Below are 19,036 nucleotides of genomic sequence, written 5' to 3' on the forward strand. Positions count from 1 at the left end.
CTTAACAAAGAATATTGATTAAAAGCTTATATATTAGTGGCAGGAGCCCAACTCGGATCATTCTCTTCTTGTTCTTCCAATCTGAGCTCACTATTGTATCCAAGTATGTGTCGTATGAACGTGATAAGTTTCATTAGAATATTTTGCTGATTTGCTTCAAGACGCTCAAAAGCCTTGGTTACATTTGGCATGTCTGACAATTTTGTAAGTTCAAAAGAAGTGATCGCTACAACATCGCGAGATATATTTATTTTAACACAGGTCTCAACCGCATCCACTGTTTCTCCTGTTTGGCTATCGGTAGCCAGAGTTTGCCAAATGCCTTTAAATATAAAATCCACACTATTGTTATTAACAACTTGTAATTCTATTTTGTACTCGGGTAAGTAAGGAGACATCCATATAGGATTTTCATTTTCTAAATACAGTAATGAGTCAACTATTTTGTTCATTGCATAGTGAATGCATGCTCTGCTTTGCAATGTCATATGTAAAATTTTATTTTGAAATGCAGCATCTTTAATGCCTCTATCCTCTAAACAACGACGAAAAACATCTAGGGTTATTTTAGTATTTTTGACTCTTAATTCTGGAAAAGCGGCATAGCTTGAGCTTCGGCCAATTTCATTCTCATCCTCAGCATTAAAAGTAGAAATTGAACCATTTTGCTTCGATTCACGAATAATTGAATTTGCACTTTGAATTTGAGTAAAGAACCTTAAACCATTTGTAGCATACTCTAAATTTAATTTAGTCATTTTGTTCTCAATAAAATCAAATAATATATTACATATTGAATTAAATTTAATCAAGTGATATTGGGGTAGTTCGGCTTTTTATACTGGCTGCCAGGATTATAACTTTATTTTATTAACATATGATTATGAGTGGTGATACCCCCACATCCCTCATATTCTAAGTTTGATTGAAAAATAATTAATAGAAAAGATGAATTTTGAGGTCATATGCATTTGTTTTTTAAGAGATATAAATACTTTGATTAACCGCCTTATTAAGCTTCAATATCTTCTATAATATAAAGAAGTATTGAACATCCTTTGTCTAACCAGTTGCTAAGGAAATAAATGATTTCTATAGACGGCTATGCATTACGAGAAAAAATGCGGCATAACCATAATATTGATACCTATTATGCCTTGCGACTAAGAGACAGTCGTAGAGTTCTTCTTAAAACACCAAGTAAGCCACACTCCAGTTCTGAGAACTTGGCTATTTTGCAGCATGAATATTATTTACTGAATATGATTGAAGCTCCGACAATTATTAAAGCTTATGATTTTTTGCAAAATTTAAAAACGCCTGTATTAATTCTTGAGGATGTCAAAGGGCAATTATTAACCTCATACCTTCTTATGCATCAATTGGATATTGAGAGTTTTTTAATTTTATCATTGCAACTTGTTGATATAGTTGGAGAATTACATCAGCGACATATTATTCACAAAGAAATTAAGCCATCTAATATTGTTATTGATCCAGACCAACTCAACCTTAAGCTGGTTGACTTAAGTACCTCTTCCAAGTTAACTGAAGAAACCTTTGATTATTTGAAATTAGAAACATTAGAAGAAGACTTGGCCTATATCTCCCCAGAGCAAACTGGACGTATTAACCGTCCAGTTGATTATCGCACTGACTTTTATTCACTGGGTATCACATTTTATGAAATGTTGACTAATCGATTACCCTTTCAAACAGTTGATACACTTGAATTAGTACATTGTCATATTGCCAAAAAGCCACCAACCATATTAAATGTTAGACCTGATGCGCCCAGAATGCTGGATGCAATTATCGAGAAATTGTTGTGCAAAATGCCTGAGGATCGTTATTCCAGTATTATTGGATTAAAATCGGATCTTAAGGAGTGCTTAAATCAATGGCAACAAAAAGGAGCGATTAGTGATTTTACCCTTGGTCGAAACGATATTCACGATCATTTAAGTATTTCTCGTAATTTATATGGCCGAGAACTACAAGTAGAAAAATTAATCAAAGCTTTTAATCGAATTAGCCACAGTGGTAAAGAAATTGTTTTAATTGCGGGTTATTCTGGCATCGGAAAAACCTCATTAGTGAAAGAAGTACATAAACCGATTATTCAACGTAGGGGTTATTATATTCAGGGAAAATTTGATCAATTACAACGAAGTATCCCTTATAGCGCCATTGTTGCTGCATTTAAAAATTTAGTAAAACAAGTCCTATCAGAGAGTGAAACCAAACTAGAGAAGCTAAAAAAATTGCTTATCCATTCTTTAGGTAATATAGGTCAGGTTGTCATTGATGTTATTCCAGATGTTGAGCTCATTATCGGCAAACAACCACCAGTACTCCCGTTGAGCCCTGCTGAAACTCAAATACGTTTTAATCTGGCCTTTCAAAATTTTGTACGAATCTTCGCTCAAGCAGAACATCCTCTCGTTATGTTTTTAGATGATTTACAATGGGCTGATAATTCTTCCCTAAATTTTATTGAAAACTTGTTACAGGATAGAGAAACGAATCATTTACTCATTATTGGCGCTTATCGTGATAATGAAATCAATGATAATCACCCGTTACAATTAAGTATTAACAACCTAGATAAAAATAAAGTGAACTTAAGTACTTTGACTCTACAGCCACTGCGCTTAAATAACATTCAAAGTCTTCTGGTCGATACATTATCCAGCTCACCCAAAAAAGTCCAAGATTTGGCCAAATGTGTTTTTTATAAAACTCAGGGTAACCCATTTTTTATTAATGAATTTCTAAAAATAATTTATGCACAAAACTTATTGGTTTTCTCTTATGAGCATGCTGCTTGGGAGTGGGACTTAAACAAAATTCAACAACAGAGTGCCACGGATAATGTCATTGATCTTTTGACTAGCAAAATTCACTTGCTCCCCAAAGCCACACAAGAAATCTTAAAATTAGGAGCATGTTTCGGCTATCAATTCAACTTTAAAACCTTACAAATAATTACCAATCAATCCATTAGCCAGATAGCGGAACACTTGTGGGAAGCGATGAAAGCAAATTTAATCTACCCGGTTGAGGAAGTTTATAAAACATCGGGTTTGATGGGTTTAAATGAAAAAATTACATGTCTTGGCAACACATCACTACATTATATTTTTGTTCATGACAGAGTTCAGCAAGCTGCTTATGAGTTAATTAATGAACACGAAAGACCGGATATTCATTTAAAGATAGGCAGATTATTATTAAAAGAAAATCCCCTTGTTGAATATGATGAGCGGCTTTTTGATGTATTAAAACATTTTAATCAAAGTATTTCATTAATTCATAAATCAAGCGAACGATTGAAGTTGGCTCAATATAATTTATGGGCAGGACAAAAAGCAAAATTGGCCTCAGCATATGATGTTGCAAATGAGCATCTAACTGTCGGTGTTGAACTATTAAAACCATATAATTGGAAAAAAAATTATAATCTGATGTTCCAGCTTTTTAAGGAGTTTGCAGTTTGCAGATATTTAATTGGTGATTTTAAAATTGCAGATGAGTATTTTAGCGAGCTATTAAACCACGCACACGATGCGCTGGATAAAATTGAAATTTATCGTTTGAAGATTGAAATGCTCTCGGCACTGGGAAAACATACTGAAGCACTACAGATAGGATTAAATGCATTACGAAGTTTTGGCATGAAGATACCAACGAAACCCAGTTCAATAAATATATTGGCCTCGATCTTTAGAATTAAATTTCAATTAAGACATACAAAAATTGAAAACCTACATTTACCTCTGATGAGTGACTTAAAGCAGATCGCGATAGTGAATCTAATTACTCAACTGCTCAATAGTGCATTTATCACGAATCAGCAATTGTTCGTGCTTCTGACCTGCAAAAATATTATCTTAAGCTTAAAGTACGGATATACTGAAAGTACATCGATGTCAATTCCGGTCTATGCATTCATTATTATGCATTCCTTAAATTTTTACGATGATGCCATTTCATTTGTAACGCTTTATAACCGGCTGAAGAAAGAATATGGTGCATCAAATTTTGAAGGTAAAAATCAATTTGTTCTAGGAACTTTTATTGAGCCCTATCAAAAATCACTTAATTTATGTAATAACACAGTGATTAAAGCATTTAAGTTGTGTTGTGAAGTAGGTGACTTAGTATACAGTAATTACAGTAACCTGCTTCTGATACTTCATTCATTTTCAGCGGGTAAAGAGTTAGATGAAAGTAAAAAATACATAAAATCGGCTTTATCGTTTATGTCACGCATGAACATTTCAGATTTTGTTAATGTAACCACTTTTTGGGATTATATGACGCAAGGTCTGGAGAAACCTGGCTTTACACAAATCAAACAATTATCTTTATTTGAAAAAAGTATCATTAGTGGAAAAAATAAAACCGAATTAAGCTTTTTCTATAGCTCTCTGACACAACTACACTTTCTCCTAGGGAATTTTGCTGAGGCAGTCAAAGCAGGAAGCAACCATGAGCTCTATTCGGAGTATGATAAAGGCATGATTATCCATTTCGATGGTAAATTTTTCTATGCGTTATCCCTTTTAAGCTTATTAGCTCAGTTACCCAAAAATAAACATCGTCGTTATTTAAAAAAATTAAAGGAACTCAAAGCATTTGTTAAAAAATATGAAACTTGGTGTCCTGGAAACTTTAAAGCTTATTCTTTACTTATAAATGCTGAATATATGAGTTTAAAGAAGCAAAATGAGAGTGTCCTGGTACTCTATGAGCAAGCGATCGAAGCAGCTCTTACAAGCGGACTAGTCTTAGTTGCGGCAATTGCTAGTGAACGAGCTGCTTACTTTTGCGATAAAATCAAAATAGATAATATCGCAAAAATTTATCTGTCTCATGCCCATCATTATTTCAAGGATTGGGGGGCACATACTAAAGTAAAACATTTAGAACAATCTTCTCAGACAACGGCATTAATTAACTACTATCCCGATCTGCAAGTTAAAACACCAACTATAGATATGTTGACTGTTTTAAAATTTAATCAGCTTATTTCGAGTGAAATTCGACTTGATAAATTACTCCAAAAACTTTTAGTTATTGTATTAGAAAATGCGGGTGCACAACGAGGTATTATTCTGACTCAGGATAATGATAAGTGGATGATTGAAGCAGAAGGAAATTTAGATCATCAAATGATCTACCTCAATAGCCCAATAGATCAGGAAAAGACTACAAGATACCCCACTTCCATCCTAAATTATGTTCAACGTACTCAAAAAGCCATTATTTTAAATGATGCAATTCAATCAGAACTCACTGTTCAAGATGAATATGTACAGCAAGAAAATCCAAGATCTCTTTTAATGATGCCGTTGTTCTATAAGAGTCAATTATGTCGAATGCTATATTTAGAGAACAACAGCAGTAGCTGTACCTTTACTCCAAGTCATTTGGATAACTTGCAATTACTCGCTTCCCAAGCAATGATTTCGCTTGAAAATGCCAAACTTTATTATCAAGCGACCCATGATCCATTAACCGGACTGGCCAATCGAAATTTACTCTATGAAATATTTCAACACAATACAAATCAGGTGACCCGATTTCAGGGGAAGATTGCTTTATTATTTTTGGATATTGATTATTTTAAGGTAATTAATGACACTTTGGGACATGATAATGGAGATAAGATGCTGATGCATGTCGCAAAAACAATTACTTCCTGTTTACGTGAGTTTGATATCGCTGCTCGAATAGGTGGTGATGAATTTGCAATAATCCTGTTTAATATCAATTCAAAAGAACAAATTACAACAATCGTTGAGCGATTGCTCGCTGATATTACCAAACCAGTTCCTATAGATGAACATTTAATTCAAATCGCATCCAGTATGGGTATAAGTATCTACCCTGATGATGGGAAAAATATAGAAACTCTACTTAAACAGGCTGATACAGCTCTTTATCAAGCAAAAGAGAAAGGAAGGAATCAATTTCATTATTACTCTAATGAACTCTATGAAGAGTACCAACAAACCCATGGGCTGGGTAAAGAATTACAGCGTGCCTATGATAGACAAGAGTTTTTCTTAAAGTATCAACCAGTTTGTGACGCACGCACAGGAAACATAGTTGGGCTTGAAGCTTTATTACGCTGGGCTCATCCAGAAAAAGGTGTCTTAGATGCAGGAAAGTTTATACCCAATTTAGAAAAAAGCCCATTAATCATTCCGGTTAGTGAATGGATTATTAAAAATGTATGCCGCCAGGCGAAAAAATGGCAAGATAAAAAAATGCTCCCTGGGCCTATTGCGATTAATATATCCACAGTTCAATTTATTCGACATTCACTGAGTAAAATCATTGCGGATGCATTGGCTGAAAATCAACTTGATACATCCTCTATTGAGTTGGAAATCACAGAATCAGTTTTCATTGAATATAGTGATAAGTTATACAAAGAAATTAATTTATTAAAAGAAATGGATATTAGTTTAGTGATTGATGATTTTGGTACTGGTTATTCGAGTTTATCTTATTTGAAACATTTACCCGTGAAAAAAATAAAAATCGATAAAGCATTTATTAATAATTGTCATAATGATTATTTAGATCAAACGATTATTAAAGCAATTGCAACAATTGCGCATAAGTTAAATATAAAGGTTGTTGCTGAAGGAGTTGAGAATGAATCACAACTTCACTTTTTACGGGAACAGGGTATTGATGGAATCCAAGGATTTTATTATTACCATCCATTATCAGTAGAAGAATGTAAAATATATTTACAAAACAAAAAATAGAAAATTTGAACGATTGATTCCTTATAGCTCAAAGAGTTTTTTTTTATTTCATTTAAATCTTATATTTTTTTACAAAAATCATTTAAAGCATCTATACTTACCTATGATTTTATCATTTTAACTAAGGAAGGGACTTATCATGTATAAGAAAATCATACAAGCAGCTGCATTTACTTTTACGTTAGCACTTAGCCCAGTAGTATTAGCCCATTCTTGGGGCTGCGGGGAAGGATTGAAAAATATGGTTGAATCATTAAAACTTGATGACAGCCAAAAATCTAAGATAAAACCTATTTTAGAGCAACTAAAATCAACAATACAAAATGATGCAGCTCAAATGAAGGGCTTACATGACCAACTCAATCAACAAGCTGAATCGGCCAATATGGATCAATCAACAGTTGACGGTTTAATTGATAAAAAGACAAAACTGATCGGCGACATGATGAAAGCTAAGATCACAGCTAAGAATCAAATTTATGCAGTACTTAACCCACAACAAAAAACAGAACTTCAAAATAGAATGAAAAAAATGGAAGAAAAAATGAAAGAAAAATTTAAAAGCTGTCATGAAGAATAAACGAAGTATCCTAAACAACTCGCTAGACTGAGCCAAAATGTCGTGATTTTAGAACACGAAATACAGCGTACATGAACAAAGCATTTAAAATCACGACATTTTGCCAGGATAGTAGGATCGTCAACAGATCCAATTTCAATTCAGGAACAATAATTATTATTCCTGAATTCTTAATCCAAACGGGCAAGAAATGTTATTAGATGAATATCTATGTTGTGATGTAACCGAACTGGCAAAACGAATCAAAACACACGAAGTTAGCCCCCTTGAAGTCTTGAATTGTGCTCTTTCACGGATAAATGAAGTCAATACAACACTCAATGCGGTAGTGACTGATTGTTCCGATTTTGCAAAAAAATGTCTTACCAGCCTTCATGGTGATGAGCCATATTATGGTGTTCCTCTATTAATAAAGGATTTGGGGCAGCCCATTGCTGGAATACGAGGTACCGAAGGATCACGTTTTTTTGCTAAAAATATTCCTCAAATCACAAGTGATTTAGTGAGTAAGATGATTTCATTAGGTTTTATTCCTTTTGCAAAAACAAATACACCAGAGTTAGGCCTTTCCTATGTTACTGAGTCTGCATTATTAGGACCATGCCACAACCCTTATGACCTTAATAGAACTACAGGAGGATCTTCTGGGGGTTCAGCTGCAGCAATTGCTGCAGGTATTGCGCCTATCGCTACAGCTAGTGATGGAGGTGGCTCCATTAGGATTCCTGCAGCATGTTGCGGTTTATTCGGTTTTAAACCGACTAGGGGCTTAACTCCAACAGGTCCTTTAACGGATGAATTATGGTCTGGCCTGGCAGTCAACTTTGTGTTAACTCGCTCTTTACGAGATTCTGAGGCATTATTTAAGCAATTGGCCGATCAATCTCGAGTGCATCCTCTTATTCCAGATAGAAAATTAAACATAATCTATTTAGATGGCGTTTTTGCACCAGTACCTGTTGCGAAACCATGCCTTGAAGCGGTACGCATAGTTGAAGAATTATTAAAAAGTTTAGGCCATACAATACAAAGAAAAAGTTTGGCATTAGATCTGCAAACTATCGGTGATTGTGTGATTTCCCTTATTGCCGCAAATACATATACCGTTATTAAAATCCAAGAAATTCAATTAAAGAAAAAAGCAACGCGTGATGAACTTGAGCCTGTGACATGGGAATTCTATCAACGGGGAAAAAAACTTTCTGCTGGTGAGTATTTAATTGCCAAGAGTCGTTTATACCAGCTCATTCAGCCCCTTCATCAGTTACTCAATCAAAATGATTTAGTACTAACGCCTGCTTTAGCTCAGCTTCCATTACGTATAGGAGAATTAAGTACACATGATGATTTTGAGCATTATTTACAAAAAAATGTGGAATTTTCTCCCTTTACCTCATTGTTTAACCAAGCAGGCCTACCGGCGATGACCCTTCCAGTTATGTTCCATGATCAGCTTCCGATATCAGTACAAATGGGGGCTACTCAAGGAAATGACTTATTGTTGTATTCTGTGGCAAAAAAAATACAATCCATGCTGCCTGATATGAGTCAAGTAATGCCCTTCAAGCTAAGCGAATAAATGTGCCAAACAAAAAAATCTAAACTTTATCATTGATCGTTATTAAAGTGCTTCCGCCAGAATGTGATCCGCTTTTGTGCCAACAAGCAAAAAAAAGCGCCATTAAAAAACAAAATCAGTTACGTTCAAGACCATATTATTTCCTTCGCAAATGCCCCCTTTTATTTTCCATGTAATGGCCAGCAACTATCTTGAGCGCATTACTTCTCAGCAGTCTGAATCTGCGATACTTGTAGTACGGCATTTTCTCAATGGCCCAGCCATCCTGCGCCTCGATGACTTCGTCGATGTCCCAAAACATTACTCAGATATTCTTACCACAGAGATTAGCAAAACTTTATGCGCAATTTAAAAGCTAGGTAATCCCGTCATACAGCAATTTTAACAGGCTTAAGCTCGATAAGTCTCTAATTCAAAAAGAGATCTGTTAGGTTATATATCTCTGTGGTAGTATGCGCGCCTGCTTTAGCAAATAGAAAAGGACTTAGCTGATGAAGAGATCTTACAGAAAAGTTAAAAGAAGAATTTTAAATTTTTTATCTCCTAATTCATCCACTATAAATCCTGTTGAAGTATTACCTGCAGATGAAATTTATGGCAAATTAACAACTCGAGAACAGATGTCATTTTCTATTTTGCAAAGTGATGTCTCAGTATCAGCAGATGTTGAAACTCAGTTAGAACAAAATAATGAAATTCAATCTGAGCAGACAAAAGGCAATGAGAGTGATAGTGATAGTGATGATTTAGATGAATTTCTCTTGCATGCGGTTACATTAGAAGATCATGCCCTTCATCAAAAATTTTCTATGTTGCATAGCGCCTTAGATAATTTAGAAAAAGCAATCGATCAAATTACACCGAAACAATTCAATTCCGAGCAATACGCTCATATCAATGAATTAATGAAACAAATCACGATAAGTCATTATGAACAAATTCAGGGTAATTTTCATTATCGAAATTGGTTTTTGGCTATAAGGGATAAATACCAACAGGCGCATTTTTCTCTTTTAAAACATTTGTATACTGCATCGCCAGAAATAGAAATCTCGACAAATAATCCACAAGCATTGGTTGATAAATTGCAACACAAAATAGTACCGATGATGGAGATATGCAGTAATCTTAGTCAATCAATGACCTATGACGCAAAAAGTTTCGATCAGTTATTATCGTTACTTCATTTGGTAATGCTGCTTGTAGGTGGAAAAGATAAAAGAGCTAAAATCTCATCTAATGTTGCAGTTTTGTCTGCAATAACGAGGATAAATGATAAAGAGCTGCAAATAAGGCTGCATAAGACAATTCTTGATATTTTAAAAAATATTCTGAAAATTTGTGTATCAGCTCATTTAAAAGAAGGAACAATTAAAGAAAACTACATCATAGTAAATGGGCAAAAGAAAAATGTAGATATTTTAAGAGAAACGATAATTACTTTATCCGACTTACTTTCTATTCTGTCACAAACAACATCAACAGAGATGACCGCAACAAAACTGACCAGTTTATTAAGCAGTAACATGGACCTCCTTGAAAAACTATCTCATGTAGAAAATTATGTTTCTACTAGTCAAGACATTAAAGCCAATTATTATTTTTTAGAATGTATCTATGATGATATAGAGGATTTTCAAAAACAAACATCAGTTCAATTCGATCGGGATCCTTATTTGGTTCAGGTGGTACTAAATGTTTTGTGGAGCAAATATGAAACAATATGTACCAGGAATTTCATTCATGATTTGCAATCCACGCCTGTAACGAATAATCCAGTGCTTTTCAGTGCAACAGGGAATCTTCGCAAGTTAAAACTAAGTGATAAATATAAATCCGAGCGTTTAGAGGTCGCTGTACTTTCTTTAAATGCAGAAGATTTAAAAAGGTGGATCGCTAGTGAAAAATCGGCAAATGAAAGTTTTTATCAAAAAATAGATGCTGCCCGCATAATGATTGCGAATCGAATTCGGAATATAAATGAAATGGTAAATAAACTAAATAATCCGAACCCAGCTAAACCGAATTTTTTGCTCGCAGTAATTCAAGTTCTGGAGGATTTGAAGTTATTTCCTCAAGAGGAGCTTATTAAATTAAGAGGTTTATCTTTTCAACATGTGCTCTATCAATTAAATGTGATGTTGGAAGAAAAACAAAACGAAGCAAAGAAAATCGAAGAGTTCTTAGCAATTCCATTATTGAATCGAGGATCCTACATACAATTAGAGGTTGGTGCTCGTCCAATATCGATACCTACAGAGGAAATTAGGAATTTAGCGTATCTCGCAGGCGGAGAATTTGGCATTGTTTATTCGGCTAAATATTTAGGCAATAACTCCGAAATATGTGCTCTGTTTCCTTCTCGTATGATTGTCTTCAAAGAACTAAGAATAAAAACGCCCAAAAGCTTATATGAATTTGAACAAGAAAGAGATATTTGTCTTACGCTGTCTGATTTATCGAAGAAAAATCCTGGATTGAATTGTCCATCCAGTGCCAAAGGATTGATTGTTAATAATACCCAACATACCGAAATAATAATGAGTGAATATGTTATTGGCCAACAAAAGCGCATGCTTGATAACCAATTCGAACAAAAAAGTATCGATGGGTCAAAAATTGCAATTATACTTCGTAATAAAAGTAGAATAGAACAGTTTTTAATTTTAGCTTCGATTAGTATGGGAGTTATTAATGCAGAACTTTTAATGATTGATAAAGCCGAAGTTTTACACTTAGATGCCGCATTACGTAACATACTTTTACAAATAAACGAAGATGGTAGTTACACCGTAAGGCCTACAGATTTTGGATTAAGTAGATTTCTTGGTAAGCCACTTGAAAATGGTCGTAAATTTACTAAAGAGCCAGAATCCGCTGCAAAGTTCCCTTTGCCATCTATATCGATGCAACGTTTCTTTGGTCACGGCGGCTTAGTAGAGGAAAGCGCAGGCTTATATGAATTGAAAATATTATTATTAGGATTTGTTTCCTCTTTATTGAATATTGATATGAGGATGTACATTCGAAAAGACCAAATCGCTTCAAGTTCGACGAACGATCTGCTAAGTTATCGTGAATTACTCACTTACTATAATAGTAAATATCAAAAGCGTTTCGATTTTGATGCAATTGATCAAGAAAACATATCAAGGTATTTTGACAATGTCTCATTTCTATTAAGCACGCAGGTTTTTGAGAAACAACAAGGTCTTCCTTATATTCAGGATGTTTTAAAAGATCTTTATATTGTCCTCGAGCCTTTTATTGTCAGCCGATATTATTCACTCACTGATCAGTTGGAAAAATTTAAAAGAGTTTTAGATACCATTGTGCAACATTCATTATTGATTGTTTTTTCAGAATATCAAGAAAATCAAAACTTGGATGAGCTCATGGCCTGTATTGCACACATAAGAGCTATGTTGGTGATTTTTTCTCAAAACAAATTTTTAGAATTAACTAATAAATGGAACCATGTATTCGAGAAATTAAATTTGCTACAAAACGAATATCAACATTTAAGTATTCACTCGATTGATTTTGATAAAAATTTACAGGCTTTAGAACAAGAGGTAAATCGTTTTATCGCCAGTTTAAATGAATCAACTGTGGAAGATAAAGTTGTTACTTCTAAAGAGTCGAATCATTTTGAATCTGCAGAAAGTAATCAAAAGTATTCTAATGTTAAATTTTTTAAAACATCAACAGCTGATAAAAAACAATCCCCTGCCGAGAATAAATTATCACAAGAAGCGGGAAAGTCAGCAGAAACATTTCAGCATAAATTATTTAAACATGGTCAAATGATGGAAAAGAGAAGTGAATCCAAACACAATATGAAGCAGCAACCATCATTATAATAGCATTCGCATCATACACTAACAGTTTGACTGAGGTGCGCATGCTTTTGGTAAAGAAATACTTTACAGTGCACCCATGAAATCCAGTATGCGCTTTGATACCCTATTCAGAGGTAGGGTATTGATGGTCTGTATACTGCCACGGGGACGATGAAGCTCACCACTACAAGGCGCATCGCTATTTGATAGAAACTCTAAATCAAACCTCATTGGATTTCCTTTTAGCTCAACAAGCTGCAGACTAGTATTCTGTACAGGTAATCATTTTTTCCTGATTTGAATTGGACTAATCGAAAGGTTTTTAACAAGCTAATAAAGCATCCGCTTTAGTCTCTTTACAACCATCACCGAAATTATTAGCGGCAGGTAAAATAAATGGAAAATTCCAGCTGGAGTACCCTATATAGACCCTACTTCAGATGCAAGTGTTACGGTAGAAAATGATAGTACACTTCACTCTTTGTTCGAACATACTAAGCAGATATATACAATTCCAAATAATATGGATGGTCATTGATTTCAAAAAAAAACCAATATGTTGCAAATATAGTCATAATGAGGTATGTTTTGGCAAAAGCCTCTCGTGACGACATAAATTATGTTTTTAAAACGATTTCCAGAAAATTCACTCATTAAAAAAATTAAAATAAGCGGCCCTTTTATTAGCGTTTATGTACCTGAATCTGAATTAGAAAATTTTCAAAAAAAATATGAAAAGCTATTAAGCCAATACTCGGTTTTATCGATTGGCGAAGGATTAATGCACGATTTTGCTCATTTTACTCATGGCAAAAGCCTCTCATTTCTTTTTAGAAAAGAATCAAACAAAGAGAAGAATAAGCATTTTCATTTCATTTTACCTGCAACAGTTACTGAAGCTAACTTAACAACATTTTTAAACTTTTTTGAAGATAAAGACTTAAGTAAAGGACAAAAACAACAACTCTTAAAAGAGTTTAAGGAGCATTCCAATACAGTGACTCTGGAAACATTATCAGAGCAAATTAAATCTTATAAATATATCATATCCGCGTGGTTACATGATGACCAATACCTTTCAAAAATGATGCCATTATTTACTGAAATGGTTAATAACACAGGGCCTTATTTGAGTAGTAATCCAGATGAGCCCGTCGAAATATCTCCATCGATTATGATCAAGGTGGGTGAGCATCAAGTATCTGCTCGTGATGCAAACCATAATCTTACTGCATTTTTAAGCCACTTCAGATTTTTATCATCCTTTGAAGAGATTATTGACCAATCAAATAAAGGTGGGAAAGAAGCAGCTCCCTCTGAGACAATAAAGATACTAAATAAACTCTTCCATTCTGCATCTACAACTCCATTCCCTAATTTTAGTACATCACCTTATCTATTCAATGAATTGGCAGCACATTTTCCCTTCATTGATGGGAATTTAAATAATCTATACGAAATGCTTAAACAACAATTCGCAAGTCTGTTAGAAACAGAAGAGCTTATTTTTGTCCCACAAATAACTAATCTTCCACCTGAGGATATTTCCTATAATGAGGCGATACTTTTCTTAAGTAAGCAAGGAAATATGGGATTAAAAATCATGGAAACTATGGCTCGCTTGCAAGAAGGAAAAAGGAGTTCGAATCCCTATTGGATGAACAGTGGTAGAAAACTTCAGGGTATAGTGGATGCCGTATTAAATATTAAAAAAAGAGAAGATGTCCTAGGAGAAATAGTTCAAAATCCCGAGTCAGAGCTTTGCTTGGCGCTTAATAAGCCACGTCTTTTACCTTTAACTTTCTTAGGAAGTTTTTCAGTTAACAAATCAAAAACAATGATGAAAGTTGAGGCTGAAATTTCAAGATCACTTACATGCTGATAGCATTTAAGTGGACATAGTAGCTTGCAAGATTTTGGATAATTGGATAATCATGGGGGATTATTTCGATCCTCACCTTAAGCTCATTTCAAATCTCGGAGGTTTGGATTGAACTCATCCCTAATGACTGCCGATTTTCGAAGGAATATAATCACCCAATAGCCCCTTGTTCTGCTCCCATAACTCATCGGGGATTTGTTCGTGCTTTGTTCGTGTGGCACGCCAGTATCTAAAGGATTGTTTGACCGTTTCTAGTTTATTGGGCTTTTGGGCTTGCAGTCACTCCTGAAAACGAATGATTATAGCGAATTTACAGGTTCTAGGCCTTTTCATTTCAGAGTTTCCAAACTTGGCAATACAACGACTTATTTGATCGTTTTTCGATCAAAAACTACACTTAAAAATAGCCTACGGGATTAGACTGTTGAATATATTGATTTATTAGAGAAACTCTATAACCCGGAACTTGATTTACATCACGCGGCAAAGGGCTAAAAGCATTAACAGCAAGCGTAAATATCGGAATGCTCCAGAACGGATCCCGTTAATTATCAGTCAACTTGTTCAAAATAAACCGATACCGGTCCCAGACTATAGGCTAAACAACAGCCCTGTCTTTAGTCAGGCGCTCTTGGTAAAAACTAAGGATTAATAACTCTCTATCTTAGGAAATAGAGGGTAATAGGTGACGCAAAGCCCTGATGATGCCCAGGGCTCTTAGCATATATTAATTATCATTTAGGAAATTGGTTTGGCATAGGATTACCTTTACCTATATTTTGGATATTTATATCTTTAACCCCACTTTTTTCGGTCATAGCACCTACTTGTGACATGTTACTGCCGCCGGTCATACCAGGCTTTGCAGCAGTTTGATTTATGGGTGAATTATGACTCATTGGTGCTGTAGAATGCATCATGGTGGGTTTGGATTCAGGTTTTCGTGCTTCTTGTTTTGCTTTTAGAGCAGGAGTTGTTTTACTTGGAGAAGCGGTTACCTTGGCATTTTTTTTCGCATTTGCCATTTTTGTAGACGAAGTTACCTTTTTAGCGGCAGGTGCTGCAGCTTTTTTCGCAAGAGATGACGTTTTTTCAGCAGCAGGCGACGCGGCTTTTTTGGTTGGTGAAGATACTTTTTTCGCAGCCGATGTTGCCGCTTTTTGGGCTGCTGAAGAGGCTTTTTTCACAGTAGATGCGGCTTTTTTTGCTGAGGTAGATGCTTTTTTTGCTGCAGTCTTTGTTGTGGTAGCAACTTTTTTTGTGCTTTTTGTCATTAAAGATGAAGTTTCATCCATGATCTCGTTCGCACGATGATCCATATCACGGGAAATATTTAACCAATGCCGCTCAAGGATATTGAAGGTTTCTCTCATATAATTCATAGTCATCTGACTGTTTTGGATAAATAGCTCCATATTTTTATTAAAAAACTCTTCGGGTCTTTTTATATTGAATAAATCCATTGGTTTAATTAAAGACAAGTTCTGCATCATTTTAACATTCAGTTCCATTAGTTTTTGCATTGGAGCATCCATATTGTTAAAAATCTTTTGCTCAAAAAATTGGTTCTTCATAGCATCTCCTTATGTTGCATTGCACAATTAAGATTAGTTATTATTGCTGCATTTGTCAAATGAAACCATTCTTGATTCACAGAGTTACCACCGAATTTAGAGTAGCATCATTTTCATTTTTTTGTAATTTTTCCCTATCACTAAAAAAACTTAGCGTACAACTCGAAGTAGAAGATTCAATATGACTTTTAGGTGGCATTTTAAAAGCGGCTTCGTTCTGTTCCTGTTTTAAGTGAGACAAATCTTCTTTCAACTGGATAGAAATACTATCTGAATCCAACTCTTGAATATAAAATAAATCGCAATATTCGCTATTTTTTATATATTTTGCAAATTCATCGAGATGCTCTATTTTTGACGAGACCAAATCGATATTGGCTCCTCGCATCATTAAAAAAATACTTAATTTAAAATGACTATATTCTAAGGCCGTACTAAGTATTGGATCCAGGTTTATTGAGAAAAGCATTTCTTGACTGGCTTTATGTTTATCTAAATGCTGAAAATATAGCTTCAATAGCAATTCTACAGTAGGTAAAAACCCCTTTTCTGCCGCCACACTTAATAAAGATTGGCAGTCTATTTGTTCAAAAGACGGAAAAATATCAAATTGGAGTATTCCTTTAATTAATTGGGTATTACCTAATTTTACCGCCTCTTTTAATAGTTTGAATTTATACTTTTCATTAAAAAATTTATGTCTTTCTTCTTTGGTGATTTGATTTATGATGAGTTTTAATGCTTCGAAGTTCTCAATTTTCAAAGCACACAGTATGGCTTCTTTTTTATCATCGATGTTAAGTGTTTTTTGCTCCAATAATAACCTTAAAATACCCACATCAGTCTGTCTGCAGGCAAGATATAAAGCAGGAACCCTAGCCTTTAAACCTCCTTTAGCTTTTTGTGCTCTTTTTACTACAGCTCCGCCCTTTAATAAGACTTCAGTAGTTTTAAAATGGCTATTTTTGATTGCAAGCTCTAGGGATGAAAGTCCATCTACTTGTTTTCGGATATCCGCACCTGCAGCAAGAAGCATTTTTACTTGATCAGTCTTACCCAATTGAGAAGCGACCATAAGCGCTGTCCAATCTTTATAATTAGGAGCATCTATATTTTCTCTTCCAAGAGTATGAATCAATTGTTCAAGATCATGTAAGTTGTGATAAACAACCGCAAAATGGAGAGTAAGTTGTTCTTGCGGTACGCTTAAAACAGACATATGTTTCTTTTTAAATTCAGCGTTAATTATTTTTTTGGATAAAAGAGAGTGAAAATAATTTCGCGTGGCATGCAATGCTTTTTCATAGGCATCGCTTTGATCCATGCAAAGCCATTTGTACATCATTTTATCTTCTTCTAACGTTTTAACTAATCCAGGTTCATCTTCAATTAATTCACGACACAATGGAAATTTGAATACTTCAAAAATCTCAAAAAAAGAATGTCCACCACTGTTGTATACCATCAGCGCAGCAAATGCAGTCATATATTTTTGAAAAGAATTTTTGTGGTAAACATGGCCTAAACGTTTTTCTAGAATGATATTTCTAATTTGTGCCAGCGTAGTGCTGGAAATCCCATTAGAATATACTTGGGTCATTCGTGAAAATAGAAACTGTGTCCATTGGCTTTCTATCATGAAGCTCGCCTGATCTGCAGAACGTTGAAAAGGCGACTCCATTTGTTTTCTTGTTTTATCGTCATATTGTGAATGTGCCGCATTCACCACATCATGATATAGAGGAAGTGGGGAATTGGATTTCATTAACCCCTTTGCTGTTGTTCGCACTTTATCATGATCTTTCTTTATTATTCGTCCCCTTCCATCCATTCCCATCGTAAAAACAGTATCACTACAATAATCGACTGGCATTGACTGATCAATCTGGGTATTTAATGTTGACAGGCTAGTGCTACATGCGATTTCCAACAAATTAGTGCAGGCCTTTTTAGATAAGCCATAGAAATTATTTTTGGCTAACATAGATATTATTTGTGCATATTCAGTTTCATATTTATTAAGTATTGGATCCATTTCCCCCTTAAGGATTTTTTCAGCTTTTTTAATATGATTATCATCAGGGGCGGGTAAAGAAAATAATCGTTTTTTTAAATTTTTTGTAAACTCACTTAATTCGTTTTGATTAAGTTCTTCTGCGTTATTTTGAAGAAGATAATAAGCAAGCTGCGTTTCAAAATAGCGTCGCGTGGCGTCTTCGTTAATAGTAATGGGATCCGATTTAACCGTATAATTTTTAGATGCCAAAATGTCCTGGACTTCTTTAATAAAGCTAAGTTCCTCTTTTGACTTGATGCCTTCAATATAAAGGAGATTTAATTGATCTTTTATTATGGGATCAACATTTGCTTGAATACACGCATCCATAACAAGTAATAAACTTTCACCAACGGATAAAATAACCTCGCCACCGGATTTATTTTCAGGTATGTACTGAATTAAGTGCTTTTTTATTAAATCTAAGGGAATGCTCATAATAATCGTCCTTAATTTTTATGAGTAATCTTCCAATATACTGTGTAATTATTTTTGCTTCAACTTGAATGTATTTAGAGTTTCAAAACTATGTATTTATACGAGCAACCTCATTGGCAGATTAATTTTATTATCCAATAACTTTATGATTTTTATAGATAAAAAATATAATTGCAATGTGGGTATATGCTTAAAATGTAATGTAATCATTATAATTTTCGTTCTTAAAGCATATTTTTTGTAAAAAAGCGATAGCATAACTCCCGTTTTTTCGGGTAGGATGAATAGGGTTTTTAT

General features: G+C 34.4%; 8 protein-coding genes. 5 read left to right on the forward strand and 3 right to left on the reverse strand.

From position 1 onward, the window contains the following. Window positions 1–26 precede the first annotated feature (26 nt). Window positions 27–758 carry a hypothetical protein gene (locus EL022_RS11050; protein ID WP_028380518.1) on the reverse strand — a complete coding sequence of 244 codons (732 nt, stop codon included), beginning with the start codon at window positions 756–758 and terminating at the stop codon, window positions 27–29. A 327-nt stretch (window positions 759–1,085) separates the two neighbouring features. Here EL022_RS11050 and EL022_RS11055 point away from each other — a divergent pair, with 327 nt between their 5' ends. The 5 genes from EL022_RS11055 to EL022_RS11075 all read left to right on the forward strand — a co-directional run bounded on the left by EL022_RS11055 (window position 1,086) and on the right by EL022_RS11075 (window position 14,671). Beyond that, on the forward strand, window positions 1,086–6,788 hold the full coding sequence (locus EL022_RS11055) for an EAL domain-containing protein (protein ID WP_028380517.1): 5,703 nt from the start codon (window positions 1,086–1,088) through the stop codon (window positions 6,786–6,788). A gap of 139 nt (window positions 6,789–6,927) precedes the next feature. Then, window positions 6,928–7,368: a Spy/CpxP family protein refolding chaperone gene (locus tag EL022_RS11060; RefSeq protein ID WP_028380516.1), complete on the forward strand. Its 441-nt coding sequence runs from the start codon at window positions 6,928–6,930 to the stop codon at window positions 7,366–7,368. A 190-nt stretch (window positions 7,369–7,558) separates the two neighbouring features. Next, entirely contained in the window at window positions 7,559–8,947 is a 1,389-nt protein-coding gene (locus EL022_RS11065) for an amidase (RefSeq protein ID WP_028380515.1), read from the forward strand. A gap of 620 nt (window positions 8,948–9,567) precedes the next feature. Beyond that, window positions 9,568–12,810: a protein kinase family protein gene (locus EL022_RS11070; protein WP_126325197.1), complete on the forward strand. Its 3,243-nt coding sequence runs from the start codon at window positions 9,568–9,570 to the stop codon at window positions 12,808–12,810. A gap of 598 nt (window positions 12,811–13,408) precedes the next feature. Beyond that, entirely contained in the window at window positions 13,409–14,671 is a 1,263-nt protein-coding gene (locus EL022_RS11075) for a hypothetical protein (RefSeq protein ID WP_028380513.1), read from the forward strand. Window positions 14,672–15,405: 734 nt separating this feature from the next. Here the strand turns inward: EL022_RS11075 and EL022_RS11080 are convergent. Both EL022_RS11080 and EL022_RS11085 read right to left on the reverse strand, forming a co-directional pair. After that, window positions 15,406–16,245: a hypothetical protein gene (locus tag EL022_RS11080; RefSeq protein ID WP_051544415.1), complete on the reverse strand. Its 840-nt coding sequence runs from the start codon at window positions 16,243–16,245 to the stop codon at window positions 15,406–15,408. Between the two features lie 76 nt (window positions 16,246–16,321). Next, the gene (locus EL022_RS11085; protein ID WP_035900463.1) at window positions 16,322–18,739 is read right to left on the reverse strand and encodes an ankyrin repeat domain-containing protein; all 2,418 of its coding nucleotides are present in this window, start codon (window positions 18,737–18,739) and stop codon (window positions 16,322–16,324) included. Window positions 18,740–19,036: the final 297 nt, after the last annotated feature.

It is taken from the genome of Legionella cherrii (genome assembly GCF_900635815.1).
Classification (GTDB): domain Bacteria; phylum Pseudomonadota; class Gammaproteobacteria; order Legionellales; family Legionellaceae; genus Legionella; species Legionella cherrii.

Excerpts from the sequence above, each read along its gene's own strand:
- EL022_RS11075 (WP_028380513.1), top strand. The coding sequence starts at position 13,409 with ATGTTTTTAAAACGATTTCCAGAAAATTCACTCATTAAAAAAATTAAA.
- EL022_RS11085 (WP_035900463.1), bottom strand. The coding sequence starts at position 18,739 with ATGAGCATTCCCTTAGATTTAATAAAAAAGCACTTAATTCAGTACATA.
- EL022_RS11065 (WP_028380515.1), top strand. The coding sequence starts at position 7,559 with ATGTTATTAGATGAATATCTATGTTGTGATGTAACCGAACTGGCAAAA.
- EL022_RS11055 (WP_028380517.1), top strand. The coding sequence starts at position 1,086 with ATGATTTCTATAGACGGCTATGCATTACGAGAAAAAATGCGGCATAAC.
- EL022_RS11080 (WP_051544415.1), bottom strand. The coding sequence starts at position 16,245 with ATGAAGAACCAATTTTTTGAGCAAAAGATTTTTAACAATATGGATGCT.
- EL022_RS11070 (WP_126325197.1), top strand. The coding sequence starts at position 9,568 with ATGTCATTTTCTATTTTGCAAAGTGATGTCTCAGTATCAGCAGATGTT.
- EL022_RS11050 (WP_028380518.1), bottom strand. The coding sequence starts at position 758 with ATGACTAAATTAAATTTAGAGTATGCTACAAATGGTTTAAGGTTCTTT.
- EL022_RS11060 (WP_028380516.1), top strand. The coding sequence starts at position 6,928 with ATGTATAAGAAAATCATACAAGCAGCTGCATTTACTTTTACGTTAGCA.